14 protein-coding genes and 1 rRNA gene are annotated in these 14,644 nt (G+C 52.9%); 12 read left to right on the forward strand and 3 right to left on the reverse strand.

Annotation, left to right across the window (positions count from 1 at the left end):
• The first annotated feature begins 30 nt into the window (after positions 1-30).
• Genes tatA through tatD form a run of 4 tightly spaced genes read left to right on the forward strand, consistent with a single transcriptional unit; the run spans position 31 to position 2,594 of the window.
• Complete coding sequence (gene tatA, locus J1782_RS16235; protein ID WP_152324825.1) at positions 31-297, forward strand: Sec-independent protein translocase subunit TatA; 267 nt, start codon at positions 31-33, stop codon at positions 295-297.
• A 3-nt stretch (positions 298-300) separates the two neighbouring features.
• Positions 301-978 carry a Sec-independent protein translocase protein TatB gene (gene tatB, locus J1782_RS16240; RefSeq protein WP_217153510.1) on the forward strand — a complete coding sequence of 226 codons (678 nt, stop codon included), beginning with the start codon at positions 301-303 and terminating at the stop codon, positions 976-978.
• A gap of 2 nt (positions 979-980) precedes the next feature.
• Positions 981-1,748 (forward strand): Sec-independent protein translocase subunit TatC, encoded by a 768-nt coding sequence (gene tatC, locus J1782_RS16245; RefSeq protein WP_152324827.1) that lies wholly within the window; start codon positions 981-983, stop codon positions 1,746-1,748.
• Positions 1,749-1,805: 57 nt separating this feature from the next.
• Positions 1,806-2,594, forward strand: coding sequence for a 3'-5' ssDNA/RNA exonuclease TatD (gene tatD, locus J1782_RS16250; protein WP_208951492.1), 789 nt, complete (start codon positions 1,806-1,808; stop codon positions 2,592-2,594).
• A gap of 83 nt (positions 2,595-2,677) precedes the next feature.
• Here tatD and rfaH read toward each other — a convergent pair whose 3' ends face one another.
• Positions 2,678-3,166, reverse strand: coding sequence for a transcription/translation regulatory transformer protein RfaH (gene rfaH / locus J1782_RS16255; protein WP_193333097.1), 489 nt, complete (start codon positions 3,164-3,166; stop codon positions 2,678-2,680).
• A 173-nt stretch (positions 3,167-3,339) separates the two neighbouring features.
• Here rfaH and pepE point away from each other — a divergent pair, with 173 nt between their 5' ends.
• The 3 genes from pepE to fre all read left to right on the forward strand — a co-directional run bounded on the left by pepE (position 3,340) and on the right by fre (position 6,470).
• Positions 3,340-4,065, forward strand: coding sequence for a dipeptidase PepE (gene pepE, locus J1782_RS16260; RefSeq protein WP_152324830.1), 726 nt, complete (start codon positions 3,340-3,342; stop codon positions 4,063-4,065).
• Positions 4,066-4,229: 164 nt separating this feature from the next.
• Entirely contained in the window at positions 4,230-5,720 is a 1,491-nt protein-coding gene (gene ubiD / locus J1782_RS16265) for a 4-hydroxy-3-polyprenylbenzoate decarboxylase (protein ID WP_152324831.1), read from the forward strand.
• A 48-nt stretch (positions 5,721-5,768) separates the two neighbouring features.
• Complete coding sequence (gene fre, locus J1782_RS16270) at positions 5,769-6,470, forward strand: NAD(P)H-flavin reductase (protein WP_165061809.1); 702 nt, start codon at positions 5,769-5,771, stop codon at positions 6,468-6,470.
• Positions 6,471-6,595: 125 nt separating this feature from the next.
• Here the strand turns inward: fre and fadA are convergent, their stop codons facing one another.
• Both fadA and fadB read right to left on the reverse strand, forming a co-directional pair.
• On the reverse strand, positions 6,596-7,759 hold the full coding sequence (gene fadA, locus J1782_RS16275) for an acetyl-CoA C-acyltransferase FadA (RefSeq protein WP_217153511.1): 1,164 nt from the start codon (positions 7,757-7,759) through the stop codon (positions 6,596-6,598).
• Positions 7,760-7,770: 11 nt separating this feature from the next.
• Complete coding sequence (fadB, locus tag J1782_RS16280; protein ID WP_217153512.1) at positions 7,771-9,963, reverse strand: fatty acid oxidation complex subunit alpha FadB; 2,193 nt, start codon at positions 9,961-9,963, stop codon at positions 7,771-7,773.
• 189 nt (positions 9,964-10,152) lie between these two features.
• Between fadB and pepQ the strand changes: the two genes are divergently transcribed.
• From pepQ to J1782_RS16305, 5 genes are all read left to right on the forward strand, one after another.
• Positions 10,153-11,484: a Xaa-Pro dipeptidase gene (gene pepQ / locus J1782_RS16285; protein ID WP_217153513.1), complete on the forward strand. Its 1,332-nt coding sequence runs from the start codon at positions 10,153-10,155 to the stop codon at positions 11,482-11,484.
• Entirely contained in the window at positions 11,484-12,095 is a 612-nt protein-coding gene (locus J1782_RS16290) for an IMPACT family protein (protein WP_152324836.1), read from the forward strand. Before pepQ ends, J1782_RS16290 begins: the two co-directional genes overlap by 1 nt.
• A gap of 37 nt (positions 12,096-12,132) precedes the next feature.
• Entirely contained in the window at positions 12,133-13,584 is a 1,452-nt protein-coding gene (gene trkH, locus J1782_RS16295; RefSeq protein ID WP_101079360.1) for a Trk system potassium transporter TrkH, read from the forward strand.
• A gap of 20 nt (positions 13,585-13,604) precedes the next feature.
• A complete protein-coding gene (hemG, locus tag J1782_RS16300; protein ID WP_152324837.1) occupies positions 13,605-14,144 on the forward strand; it encodes a menaquinone-dependent protoporphyrinogen IX dehydrogenase in 540 nt (179 codons plus the stop codon).
• A 433-nt stretch (positions 14,145-14,577) separates the two neighbouring features.
• Positions 14,578-14,644: ribosomal RNA gene (locus J1782_RS16305) — 16S ribosomal RNA — on the forward strand; the annotation flags it as partial.

The raw sequence follows: 14,644 nt of genomic DNA on the forward strand, positions 1-14,644 counted from the left end.
CGTCGTTCCTTCCTGTTTGAGGTGAAAATAATGGGTGGTATTAGTATTACAAAAATCCTGATTCTCGTTGTACTCGTGGTACTGCTGTTCGGTACTAAGAAACTGCGCGGTCTGGGTTCTGATCTGGGTGCTTCCATCAAAGGCTTTAAAAAAGCCATGAGCGATGATGAAGGCCAGAAAACTAACAAAGATGCTGACACTTCTGCTTCTGATGCTGATTTCATCGCTAAGTCTGTTGAAAGCAAGCCAGAAGCCAAGGCAGATGAAACCAAGAGCCAAAACAAAGAGCAGGTATAAGCCGTGTTCGATATTGGATTTAGTGAACTGCTGCTGGTATTGGTGATTGGCCTGGTAGTCCTTGGGCCGGAGCGTTTACCTGTAGCAGTAAGAACAGTAGCAGGCTGGATCCGCACACTGCGTGCTATGGCGGCTTCTGTTCAGAGTGAGCTTTCGCAAGAACTGAAGCTTCAGGAATTGCAGGACAGCTTGAAAAAAGCTGAAGAAGCTGGACTGAAGAATTTAACGCCAGAAATCAAAGCGTCTATGGATGAGCTGAAAGAAGCGGCTGAGTCTATGAAGCAGTCGATCAACTCAGGGCTGAACCCTGCGGAGAAAGCTGTCGAAAACGCCAAAGCTGAAGGCAACACCATACACAACCCGGTTCTGGATGAAGCCGAAGCGCATCATGATGCAGGTATTTCTCCGGCCACGGCTGAGAAAGTAGCCTCCGCGCCTGTTGCCGCACCGCAAAGTGCCGTTGATGCTGCGCTGGCCTCCAATAAGACGGCGCATGCAGCAGCAGAACATGCTGAAACGCTGGCCGCTTCTGCGGACCCTTCGGTAACGGGATCAACCGCTGACGAGCCTTCTGTTGCCTCTTCGCCGGTAATGAAACCTGTCGCCGCTGAAGCCCCTGTTGCTGAACCCGTAGTACCGGTTAAACCGGTTTCATCAACTCAAACAACAGGTGAGCGTTAAACATGGCTGTTGAAGATACTCAACCACTTATCAGCCATCTGATTGAGCTGCGTAAGCGTCTGCTGAATGCCATTATCTGCATTATCGTGGTGTTCCTGGCACTGGTTTATTTTGCCAATGATATCTACCAGTTGGTCGCTTCTCCGCTGATCAAACAGATGCCGATGGGCGCGAGCATGATTGCGACTGACGTAGCATCGCCGTTCTTCACGCCAATCAAGCTGACGATGATTGTCTCGGTATTTCTTTCTGCACCGTTTATTTTGTACCAGGTCTGGGCGTTTGTAGCGCCTGCGCTGTACAAACATGAACGTCGTCTGATGATGCCGCTGCTGTTCTCAAGCTCTGCGTTATTCTATCTTGGCGTGGCTTTTGCGTACTTTGTCGTCTTCCCGTTGGCGTTTGCGTTCTTTGCCAAAACCGCGCCCGCTGGCGTTCAGATAGCCACCGACATCAACAACTATCTCGATTTCGTGATGGCGCTGTTTATGGCGTTTGGCGTGTCCTTTGAAGTACCGATTGCGATCGTGTTGCTGTGCTGGAGTGGCGTAACCACACCGGAAGATCTGAAGAAAAAGCGCCCTTATGTGTTAGTCGGCGCTTTCGTCGTCGGTATGTTGTTAACCCCGCCGGACGTTTTCTCTCAGACGCTGCTGGCCATTCCGATGTACCTGCTGTTTGAGATCGGCGTGTTCTTTGCCCGGTTCTATGTAGGTGGCCGTCGTCGTGCTGATGTCGATAGCGAAGCTGATCCGGATCAGCCTGCGTAATACATTCTTTGATGAAAAAAACCGCCCTGTTGGGCGGTTTCTGTTTTGGGACTTTTCATGTTTGAAATCGGTATTAACCTCACCAGTAATCAGTTTGATAAAGATCGTCCGCAGGTCGTTGAAAGAGCCAGAACGGCCGGTCTGAGCGGTATGTTGATCACCGGCACGTCCGCACAGGAAAGCGTTGAAGCGCAGAAGATGGCGATGGAATATCCGGATTTCTGCTGGTCGACGGCGGGCGTGCATCCGCATCAGGCGAGTGACTGGACCGAAGACATTGAACGCAGTATTCGTGAGCTGGCTGCATTGCCACAGGTTGTCGCGATCGGCGAATGCGGGCTGGATTTCAACCGTAACTTTTCTCCGGCAGACAGTCAGGAAGCGGCGTTTACCGCGCAACTGTCGCTGGCGAAAGAGTTGCAGTTGCCGGTATTTTTGCACTGCCGTGATGCCGGAGAGCGGTTTGCCGCGTTGATCAAACCCTGGCTACCGGATTTGCCGGGCGGCGTAGTCCACTGTTTTACCGGTACGCGCGAAGAGCTGGAACTTTATCTGGCTCTCGGGTTGTCGATTGGTATTACCGGCTGGGTGTGCGATGAACGTCGCGGGCTGGAACTGCGCGAAATGCTGCCGCTGATCCCTGCTGACCGACTGATGCTGGAAACTGATGCACCTTATCTCTTGCCGCGTGATATGGAAAATAAGCCGAAGAATCGCCGTAACGAACCGGCTTTCCTGCCGCATATTGTGAATCAGGTGGCGATATGGCGGGATGAAGACCCGCAATGGCTGGCAGATATCACGGATGAAAATGCGCGTAAGCTTTTTTCGCTGCCCGTACGTTGAAATTGATGCGTTGAAATAATGCCCCTGAAATAAAAAAGCACCGGCTACCGGTGCTTTTTTATCCGGACGGCAAAGAACGCAAATCAGATTTTCTGAAAATGCGTATTTTCGATGCTCTGACGGACCGGCTGGTTTATCAGGTTCAGCATCAGCAGTGAACGCGCTTCGCCATCGGGTTCGGTATATATGGCTTCGATACCGGTGAAAATCCCGTCGGTAATCACGACATGGTCGCCTTCATACGGCGTCTCGGGGTCGCGGTATTCAACCGAAGGCGGTTCCATCAGCTGTTTGATAACGTCCGGCTGAACCGTCGCCAGTTTTGCACCGAAGCGGATGAAGTGACTGACGCCACGCGTTGCGTTGATCGTCGTGGTATGGATCCGCTCAGGGTCGAACTCGATGAACATATAATTCGGAAACATAGGTTCGCTGACGGCCGTACGGCGTCCGCGCACCATTTTTTCCAATGTGATCATCGGTGTCAGGCAGTTAACTTCCTGGCGCTCCAGATGTTCTTTCGCGCGAAGCAGCTGACCACGTTTGCAATAGAGTAAGTACCAGGATTCCATAGTTTCCCACATTAAAACGTTGAGCGGGGCAGCATACCAAAAGCCGCTCATGAGATACAGACAGTGCAAGTCAGTGCAGACGCTTGCTGATTGTCGGCCCGTTATCTTTTATTATCGAAGAAAAGCGCGGTCTTATCCCCTCTATTCGTCCTAAATTAATCAGGAGAAGTCTCATGGAGTTGTTCTTGCTGAGTAACGGTAAACTCTCAGGTGAATCCGAGTTACTGGGTTATGCAAAAGAGCGTATTCAGGCAATGTTGCAGGCGAAAAACATCCGTTCTGCTGTTTTGATTCCTTACGCCCTGATCCGCAGTGATTATGACGCCCGTGCGAAAGAGCTTTCGGAAGCGCTGGGTATTAAAGTAGACAGCATTCATCACGACGCCAGCCCTGCCCAGGCCATTGCCAGCGCAGAATGTATTTTGATCAGCGGCGGCAATACCTGGATGCTCAACCAGCTGCTGCATGAAAATGGCCTGATTGTGCCGATCCAGCGTGCAGTGCGTGAACGCAATGTGCCTTACATCGGCTGGAGCGCGGGGTGTAACGTAGCCACGCCAAGCATTCGCACCACCAATGATATGCCGGTTCGCAACTCTGTGGTTTTGCCTTCTCTGGGTCTCTTCCCGGTACAGATTAACCCGCACTATATCGATGCGCATTTAAGCGGTCATATGGGGGAAACGCGCGATGAGCGTATTGCCGAATTCTGTGCGGTTAATCCGTCGGAGTCCGTGCTGGCATTGCGTGAAGGCAGCCTGTTGCAGATTTCCGGCAATACTCTGAGCTATTTCAGCGCGAAAGGGCAGGGTTTCAAAGTATTCCGCCACGGGCAGGAAACGCAGGAATATCAGGATACTCAGGCCATACAGCCGCTGGTGCCTTTTAACTGTCAGTAACGCTGTTGCTCAGTCACATCCGCATCGCCAGACCTGCAGCGTTTAAGTCTGGCGGTTATACTGCTTTTTCGTTATCAGTGTTTACCTGCTGATAACAAAAAGACAGCAACAACACCGGAGAGGCTCTATAATGCCCTCCTTCAACCCGGCGACTCAGAATCAGCATGAAATACCGTGATTTACGTGACTTCCTCTCGTTACTTGAAAAGAGAGGCCAACTGAAACGCATCAGCCAGTCTGTTGACCCTTATCTGGAAATGACCGAAATTGCCGATCGCACTTTGCGGGCAGGTGGTCCGGCGTTGCTGTTTGAAAATCCGAAAGGTTATGACATGCCCGTGCTGTGCAATTTGTTCGGCACGCCGCAGCGTGTGGCGATGGGCATGGGGAAAGAAGACGTCAGCGCGCTGCGTGAAGTGGGTGAATTGCTGGCGTTTCTGAAAGAGCCTGAGCCTCCGCGGGGTTTCCGCGATTTATACGATAAGGCACCCAAGTTTAAACAGGTGCTGAATATGCCGACCAAAGTGCTGCATTCCGCACCTTGTCAGCAGCAGATTTGGGAAGGCGACGCGGTTGATATCACGAAGATCCCGGTGATGCAGTGTTGGCCGGAAGATGCGGCGCCACTCATCACCTGGGGCCTGACCGTAACCCGTGGCCCGAACAAACCGCGCCAGAATCTCGGCATTTATCGCCAGCAGGTTCTGGGCAAAAACAAAGTGATTATGCGCTGGTTATCGCATCGCGGTGGCGCGCTGGATTATCAGGAATGGTGCCAGCAAAATCCGGGAAAACGCTTCCCGGTGAGTGTCGCGCTCGGCGCGGATCCGGCCACCATTCTTGGCGCGGTGACGCCGGTGCCGGACACGCTGTCTGAATATGCTTTCGCAGGTTTGCTGCGCGGCAATAAAACCGAAGTTGTGAAGTGCATTTCCAACGATCTGGAAGTCCCGGCCAGCGCCGAAATCGTGCTGGAAGGGTATATCGAACCGGGTGAAATGGCGCCCGAAGGCCCTTATGGCGACCATACCGGCTACTATAATGAAGTAGACAGTTTCCCTGTTTTCACGATTACGCACATGACGCAGCGTAAAGACGCCATTTATCACTCCACCTACACAGGCCGTCCGCCGGATGAACCTGCGGTGCTGGGCGTCGCACTCAATGAAGTGTTTGTGCCGATTTTGAAGAAACAATTCCCGGAAATTGTTGATTTTTATCTGCCACCGGAGGGTTGCTCCTACCGTCTGGCGGTCGTTACCATGAAGAAGCAGTACGCCGGTCATGCGAAACGCGTCATGATGGGAGTCTGGTCCTTCCTGCGTCAGTTCATGTACACCAAGTTTGTGATTGTGTGTGATGACGACGTGAATGCCCGCGACTGGAATGACGTGATTTGGGCGATCACTACCCGGATGGATCCTGCGCGCGATACCGTACTGGTGGAAAATACGCCCATCGATTATCTCGATTTTGCCTCTCCGGTTTCGGGACTTGGCTCAAAAATGGGGATGGATGCGACCAACAAATGGCCGGGTGAAACGCAGCGTGAATGGGGGCGTCCGATTGTGAAAGATCCGGAAGTCACCGCGCGTATCGACGCCATCTGGGAAGAACTCGCTATTCTTAATGATAAAGACGATGCGAAAAAATAATCGAATCTTTGTCCTACGCTTTGCTTTGATGACCCACAGAGGGAACGCATGACAATATTGAGCTGTAAAGTGACCTCGGTTGAGGCGATAACGGATACGGTTTACCGTGTCCGGCTGGTTCCGGAAGCGCCTTTTACTTTCCGCGCGGGCCAGTATCTGATGGTGGTGATGGACGAGCGTGATAAGCGTCCGTTCTCTCTGGCCTCGACGCCTGCTGAAAACAACGTCATTGAGCTGCACATCGGCGCGTCTGAGCTGAATTTGTACGCGATGGCAGTGATGGATCGCATTCTGAAAGAACAGGCGATTACTGTGGATATTCCCCACGGAGACGCCTGGTTGCGCGAAGATGGCGAGCGTCCGCTGGTGCTGATTGCCGGGGGGACCGGATTCTCCTACGTCCGTTCGATTCTTATTACCGCACTTGAGCAGCAACCGCACCGTGATATCTCCATTTACTGGGGCGGGCGTGAGCTGAAGCATCTGTATGATCTCGGCGAGCTGGAAGCGATGAGCATTAACCATCCTAACCTGAAAGTAATCCCGGTGGTTGAACAGCCGGAAGAGGGCTGGCAGGGTAGAAGCGGAACGGTGCTGAGTGCGGTGATGGAAGATTTCTCATCACTGTCTGAGCACGATATTTATATCGCCGGTCGTTTTGAAATGGCAAAAATTGCCCGTGAACGTTTTGTTGCGGAGCGCGGTGCGCAGGAAGACCGTCTGTTTGGCGATGCCTTCTCTTTCATCTGATTGAGATTTAGAGATAGAGATGAAAAAGCCCGCCCCTGACAGGCGGGAAAACGGCAACTAAAACGGGAAGAACAAGATTTAAAAAGCGGGCATTTAGCCCGCTTTTTCTTTTTTACAGACTTACGTCAGATGCGTTCGAAGACGGTGGCGATACCCTGACCTAAACCGATACACATGGTGGCGACGCCAAACTGCACATCGCGACGTTCCATCAGGTTCAGCAAAGTCGTGGAAATACGCGAACCGGAGCAACCGAGCGGATGTCCGAGCGCAATAGCGCCGCCGTTCAGGTTGACGCGTTCTTCCATCGTTTCGAGCAACCCCAAGTCTTTTACGCACGGCAACGCCTGCGCGGCAAAGGCTTCGTTGAGTTCGAACAGGCCGATGTCCTGCACGCTCAGACCGGCGCGTCTCAACGCCAGACGCGTTGCAGGAACCGGACCGTAACCCATAATCGACGGGTCGCAGCCGACCACCGCCATTGCACGGATGCGGGCGCGGGCTTTCAGTCCTAAAGATTTGGCATGGGATTCGCTCATCAGCAGCATCGCTGAAGCACCATCGGACAGGGCAGAAGAAGTCCCCGCCGTGACGGTGCCGTTCACCGGATCGAATGCCGGACGAAGGGCTGCCAGCGTGGCGACCGTGGTTTCCGGACGGATGACCTCGTCGAAATCATAACGGGTCAGCACCCCTTCGGCGTTATGGCCTTCGGTCGGAACAATTTCATTGGCGAAATGACCGGCGACCGTGGCGGCATGTGCACGCTGATGAGAACGTGCGGCAAATTCATCCTGCATTTCACGGCTGATCTGATGCATTTTTGCCAGCATTTCTGCGGTCAGCCCCATCATCCCCGCCGCTTTCGCCACGGTTTTGCTCAGGCCCGGATGGAAATCCACGCCGTGATTCATCGGCACGTGGCCCATATGTTCCACGCCGCCAATCAGACTGACTTGTGCGTCGCCGACCATAATAGCGCGGGCCGCGTCGTGAAGAGCCTGCATGGAAGAACCGCACAGACGGTTGACCGTGGTCGCAGGAACGCTGTGTGGAATTTCTGCCAGCAGAGCGGCGTTACGGGCAATATTGAAGCCCTGTTCCAGCGTCTGCTGTACGCAGCCCCAGTAAATATCATCAATCGATTTGGCATCGACCGACGGGTTGCGTACCAGCAGGGCGCGCATCAGATGTGCCGATAAGTCTTCAGCCCTGACCTGGCGGAATGCGCCGCCTTTCGAACGACCCATCGGCGTGCGGACTGCATCAACAATGACTACGTTTTCCATGATTTCGGTCCTTATGCCTGATTGCCGGTGCTGAGATTTTCCAGCGGAGCTGCAACCGGATAGTAACTTTCATTGGTTTGCGCTTTGGCGCGTAACCCTTCTGGTGCCTGATACATCGGCCCCAGATGTGCGTACTGTTCGGTCATTTTCAGATATTCGGCGGTGCCGAGGGTATCGAGATAACGGAACGGGCCACCGTGGAACGGAGGGAATCCGAGGCCGTAAACCAGTGCCATATCGGCTTCTGCCGGGCTGGCGATAATGCCTTCTTCCAGGCATCGAACGACTTCGTTAATCATCGGTATCATCATGCGGGCAATGATCTCCTGCGGTGAGAAATCGGAATGTGCAGGTTTCAGGTTTTCAGCTAACAGGCTGATCGCCTGATCGTCGACGTCTTTACGCGGCTTGCCTTTGCTGTCCTGGCTGTAACGGTAAAAACCCAGTTGGTTTTTCTGACCAAAGCGGCGGTTGTCAAATAAGACGTCCACGGCGTCACGGTAATTGCGTGCCATACGCTGCGGGAAACCGGCGGCCATAACGGCCTGCGCGTGGTGCGCGGTATCGATGCCCACGACATCCAGCAAATAAGCTGGGCCCATCGGCCAGCCGAACTGTTTTTCCATCACTTTGTCGATCTGGCGGAAATCGGCACCGTCGCGCAGCAGCAGGCTGAAGCCCGATAAATACGGGAACAGCACGCGGTTAACAAAGAATCCCGGGCAGTCGTTGACCACGATCGGTGTTTTGCCCATCGCCAGCGCGTAAGAGACGATGCGCGAAATTGTTTTGTCCGAGGTTTTCTCGCCACGTACGATTTCAACCAGCGGCATACGGTGAACCGGATTGAAGAAGTGCATACCGCAGAAGTTTTCCGGACGTTTCAGCGAGGACGCCAGCTGATCGATAGGAATGGTTGAGGTATTCGAGGCCAGAACGGTATCGGCACCGAGCAGGGATTCTGCTTCAGCCAGTACCGCCGCTTTCACTTTTGGATTTTCCACGACCGCTTCGACCACCACTTTGGCGCGTTCGATGCCGCTGTAATCCAGTGTCGGATGAATGGTCGACAGCACTTTTGCCATCTTCATGCCGTCCAGCTTGCCGCGTTCCAGCTGTTTATTCAGCAGTTTAGCCGCTTCATTCATGCCAAGCGTCAGGGACTGTTCGCTGATATCTTTCATCACAACCGGCACGCCTTTCAGCGCAGACTGATAAGCGATACCGCCGCCCATAATCCCCGCGCCGAGAACGGCAGCCTGCGCAGGTTTTTCACAGTCTTGTGCCAGTTTTTTGGCTTTGCCTTTCACGAACTGATCGTTAAGGAAAATGCTGACCAGTGCGCGTGCTTCTTTAGATTGCGCGAGAGGAACAAAACTGGCGGTTTCCAGCTTAAGTGCTTCTTCACGGCCAAGGCGCGCAGCAGCTTCGATCGTTTTCACTGCGGTCACCGGTGCCGGGTAATGTTTCCCGGCATTTTGCATGACCATGCTTTTCGCTACGCTGAAGCTCATCGCCGCTTCAACCTTGCTGAGTTTCAGAGGCTGAAGTTTCGGTTCGCGGCGGCTGTGCCATTCCAGTTTCCCCGCGATGGCCTGTTGCAGCACGCTGATACCGGCATCGCGCAGTTTTTCTGCATCAACGACCGCATCCACCAGCCCGATTTTCAGGGCATCTTTGCCGCTGATATTTTTGCCTGCGGCGATAATTTCCAGCGCGCTGTCTGTACCAATCAGGCGCGGAAGGCGTACCGAGCCGCCAAAGCCCGGCATAATGCCTAAGCTGGTTTCCGGCAAACCGATGCGCGCGTCAGCCGTAATGATACGGAAATCGGTGGCCAGTACGCATTCGCAGCCTCCGCCCAGCGCATACCCGCTGATGGCAGAAAGCGTCGGGACCGGTAAATCTTCCAGGCGGTTGAAAATGCTGTTGGCGAAATCCAGCCACTCGTGCAGTTTTTCCGCCGGTGCGTTAAACAGAGATAAAAACTCGGTGATATCCGCACCCACAATGAAAGCGGATTTCGCTGAACTGAGCAGCAAGCCTTTCAGCTCGGACTGTTTTTCCAGTACCGCAATGGCTTCGCCGAGGCTGGCGACCGTTTGGGTATCGAGCTTGTTCACCGAGCCCGGAGCGTCAAACACCAGCTCAGCAATACCGCCATCGAGCCAGTGCAGATGTAATGTTTCGCCTTGGTAGAGCATGTGTCTCTCCTGAATCATCTGGGATGATCTGGTATGACCAGATGCTTTCGAGTGTGGTTTTTATGTTAATAATTTGCAAATGAGATGTGTTTTATTTGCAGGCAAGATCACAAACCTTCCGGGACTATGGTCACGGTGAGGCTGTGGTAAGATGCTGCATCGTTATTCAGGTGAAAAAAGGACAGTGGGATGGAATCGCTTACTACGCTTTATAAAGAACATATCGCCACGCTGCAGGCGCGTGCCCGTGAAATTCTGCAACGTTCTCAGCTTGATGCGTTACTCATTCACTCCGGTGAACTGATAACGACCTTCCTTGATGATCACAGTTATCCCTTCAAAGTTAACCCGCAATTCAAAGCTTGGGTGCCGGTCACTAAAGTGCCGAACTGCTGGCTGTGGGTGGATGGCGTTAATGCGCCGAAGCTGTGGTTCTATTCGCCGGTGGATTACTGGCACAGTCATGAGCCATTGCCTGAGAGTTTCTGGACCAAAGAAATTTCGCTGACGCCGCTGGCAAATGCGGACGATATTAAAGGCCAGTTGCCGGTGGATCTGAAGCGCGTGGGCTATATCGGCTCCGGCCAGGATCGCGCCATCAGCATGGGCGTTCCGGCGTCGAACGTGAACCCGAAAACAGTGCTGGATTACCTGCATTATCATCGCGCCTACAAAACTGATTACGAGCTGGCCTGTATGCGTGAAGCGCAGAAAGTCGCCGTAAGCGGTCACCGTGCTGCGAAAGAAGCGTTTCTGTCGGGGATGAGTGAGTTTGATATCAATCTCGCGTATCTCACCGCGACCGGTCACCGCGACACTGATGTGCCTTACGACAACATCGTGGCGCTCAATGAACACGCTTCCGTGCTGCATTACACCACGCTTGATAACCAGCCTCCGGCCGAAATGCGCAGTTTCCTGCTTGATGCGGGCGCAGAATATAACGGTTATGCCGCTGACCTGACGCGTACCTATGCTGGAAAACCTGACAGCGATTTTGGCGCATTGGTTAAAGATCTGAACACCGAACAACTGGCGTTAATTGATTCGATTAAATCCGGTGTGCGCTATACCGACTATCATGTTCAGATGCACCATCGCATCGCCAAACTGCTGAAAGCGCACAAGCTGGTGGTCGATATCAGCGAAGACTCGATGGTTGAACAGAACCTGACCGGGCCTTTCCTGCCGCATGGTCTTGGGCATCCGCTGGGGTTGCAGGTTCATGATGTTGCCGGTTTTATGCAAGATGATCAGGGCACGCATCTGGCCGCGCCTTCGCAATATCCCTATCTGCGTTGTACGCGTGTGATTGAACCACGAATGGTTCTGACCATCGAACCGGGCCTCTATTTCATTGATTCGCTGCTTATGCCGTGGCGCGAAGGGCAATTCAGTAAGCACTTTGCCTGGGATCGTATTAATGCAATGAAGCCATTTGGCGGGATCCGTATCGAAGACAATATTGTCATTCATGACAATCGTATCGAGAACATGACCCGTGATCTGAAGCTGGCCTGATGCAGCCGTATTCCGTCCCCGCTGAACCGGTCAGTTACAGCGAAGAAATAAAGAAGAGCCGTTTCATCACCTTGCTGGCAAGAACGGAAGGCGTTGAGGCGGCGAAAGTTTTTGTTCAGAACGTCAGAAATCAACATCCTGCAGCGCGTCATCACTGCTGGGCATTTGTGGCTGGCGCGCCGGATGATTCTCAGCAACTGGGCTTTTCCGATGATGGTGAACCTGCAGGCACAGCGGGCAAACCTATCCTCAGCCAGCTGATGGGAAGCGGGGTGGGAGAAATAACCGCCGTCGTTGTGCGTTATTACGGCGGCATTATGCTGGGCACCGGCGGGCTGGTGAAAGCCTACGGTGGCGGCGTCCAGCAGGCATTAAAGCTGCTGGTGGTGCAGCAAAAAGTCCCTCTGGCGGAATTCGCGGTGCAGTGTGATTACAGCCAGTTACAGCTGGTGGAAACGCTGCTCTCGCAGGTTGGCGGGCATATTTTACGCAGTGAATACGGGGCTTCGGTCGATCTCGTTCTGGCTTTGCCTGCCGCACAGGCGCAGGCCGCAATCAGTCAGCTTTTCGATATCAGCCGTGGCGCGCTCATCTTGCGTCCGGTTTCTTAAATTTTTCTATGGTTAATTCGCTGAGGAACGCACCAGCATGCATTTTCGTGCCATAACACGCATCGTCGGGGTGCTCGTCATCCTTTTCTCCGGAACGATGATTATTCCCGGCCTGGTCGCTTTAATTTACCGCGATGGCGCGGGTCGTGCGTTCAGCCAGACCTTCTTTGTTGCTCTGGCCATTGGGTTATTCCTCTGGCTGCCCAACCGTAAGCAAAAAAGCGAGCTGAAGCCGCGCGAAGGTTTCCTGATTGTGGTGCTGTTCTGGACGGTGCTGGGCAGCGTCGGGGCATTGCCGTTTCTGTTCTCCGAGCGACCCAATCTTTCCCTGACGGATGCGTTCTTCGAATCCTTTTCAGGTCTGACAACGACGGGCGCGACCACGCTGGTCGGACTGGATTCCCTGCCGAAAGCGATCCTTTTCTACCGGCAGATGCTGCAATGGTTTGGCGGCATGGGGATCATTGTGCTGGCGGTGGCGATTCTGCCGATACTGGGCGTCGGGGGGATGCAGTTGTATCGCGCCGAAATGCCGGGGCCGTTGAAAGATAACAAAATGCGCCCGCGAATTGCTGAGACGGCCAAAACGCTGTGGCTTATCTATGTGCTGTTGACGATTGCCTGTGCGCTGTCACTCTGGGGCGCGGGGATGTCGGTTTTCGATGCCATCGGACATAGCTTTTCAACCATTGCTATCGGTGGTTTCTCGACGCACGACGCCAGTATCGGTTATTTCCACAGTGGCACCATTAATACGATTGTCGCCGTTTTCCTGCTTATCTCCGGTTGTAACTATGGCCTCCACTTTGCTGTGCTGAGCGGACGCAACCTGAAAGTCTACTGGCGTGACCCGGAATTCCGGATGTTCATCGGCGTGCAATTTACGCTGGTAGTGATCTGTACGTTTATTTTGTGGATCCATAATACCTACGGCTCAGGACTGGAAACGCTGAATCAGGCATTCTTCCAGGTGGTGTCGATGGCAACGACGGCAGGGTATACCACCGACAGCATTTCCAAGTGGCCGCTGTTCCTGCCTCTTCTATTATTGTGTTCTGCGTTTATTGGTGGCTGTGCGGGTTCGACCGGCGGCGGTCTGAAGGTTATCCGTATCCTGCTGCTCTATTTACAAGGCACGCGGGAACTGAAAAGACTGGTTCACCCGAATGCGGTTTACACCATCAAGCTGGGTAACCGCGCATTACCGGAACGTATTATTGAAGCAGTATGGGGTTTCTTCTCGGCTTACGCGCTGGTATTTATTGTCAGCATGCTGGCAATAGTGGCGACGGGCGTGGATAACTTCTCTGCTTTTGCCGCAGTCACAGCCACGCTCAATAACCTGGGGCCGGGGCTGGGCGTCGTGGCAGATAACTTCGCATCAATGAATTCCGTGGCGAAATGGATCCTGATTGTCACGATGCTCTTTGGCCGCCTTGAGGTCTTCACATTATTAGTGCTGTTCACGCCGACATTCTGGCGCGAATGAGTTTTTGAAAGGGAATAAGAATGAAAGCGTTGATCCTCTACTCAAGCCGTGACGGCCAGACTCATGCCATCGCTTCCTTTATAGCAAATGAGCTGAAAGAGAAGTGCAACTGTGATGTTGTCGATCTGGCTCACGCGGGCCACGTTGATTTAAAGCATTACGACCAGGTCATGATCGGCGCGTCCATTCGCTACGGTCATTTTAATGCTGTGCTGGATAAGTTCGTTAAGACGCATTCGAAAACGCTGAATCAAATGCCTTCTGCATTTTTCGGCGTGAACCTGACAGCCCGTAAGCCGGAGAAGAGAACGCCGCAGACGAATGCCTATGTGCGTAAGTTCCTGCTGACGTCACCGTGGGAACCGGCAATCTGCGGTGTCTTCGCCGGAGCATTACGTTATCCGCGTTATCGCTGGTTCGATAAGGTGATGATCAAACTGATTATGCGAATGACAGGTGGCGAAACGGATACGAGTAAAGAAGTTGAATACACTGACTGGCAACAGGTGGCTAAATTCGCTAAAGATTTTGGGCAGATATCGTTTAAAAAATCGCACTAATGCGGGCTTAATAGACGTTTAGGACAAAAAGAAAGCATTCGGAAAGTTTTTTGAAATTAAGGGTTGCGGCCTTCTGAGAACTCCCTATAATGCGCCTCCACTGACTGGGAACAATGACTCCTCTAACGAGAAGCAAGTCGCCCAGTCAGGAAGAATCAACCCGGTGAAAACGCCGCATCTTGTAAAAGAAAATGGTTGACTCTTCAGGGAGAAAGAGTATTATCTGCCTCCCACGTTGCTGAGTTAATTCTCGCAACGTACGCTCTTTAACAATTTATCAGACAATCTGTGTGGGCACTCACAAGGCGATATCAGCCACTTCGGTGGCAAAAAATATCAAGTCTTAGAGTGACCAAGCAGTAATTCATTTAGTTGAATTATTACGAAAGTAAACTTTGAGCACCGCTTAACGTGTTTAAGCAAATCGAACTTTTAATTGAAGAGTTTGATCATGGCTCAGATTGAACGCTGGCGGCAGGCCTAACACATGCAAGTCGAGC

This window comes from Rahnella sp. BCC 1045 (assembly GCF_019049615.1).
In the GTDB taxonomy this organism is placed as follows: Bacteria; Pseudomonadota; Gammaproteobacteria; order Enterobacterales; family Enterobacteriaceae; genus Rahnella; species Rahnella contaminans.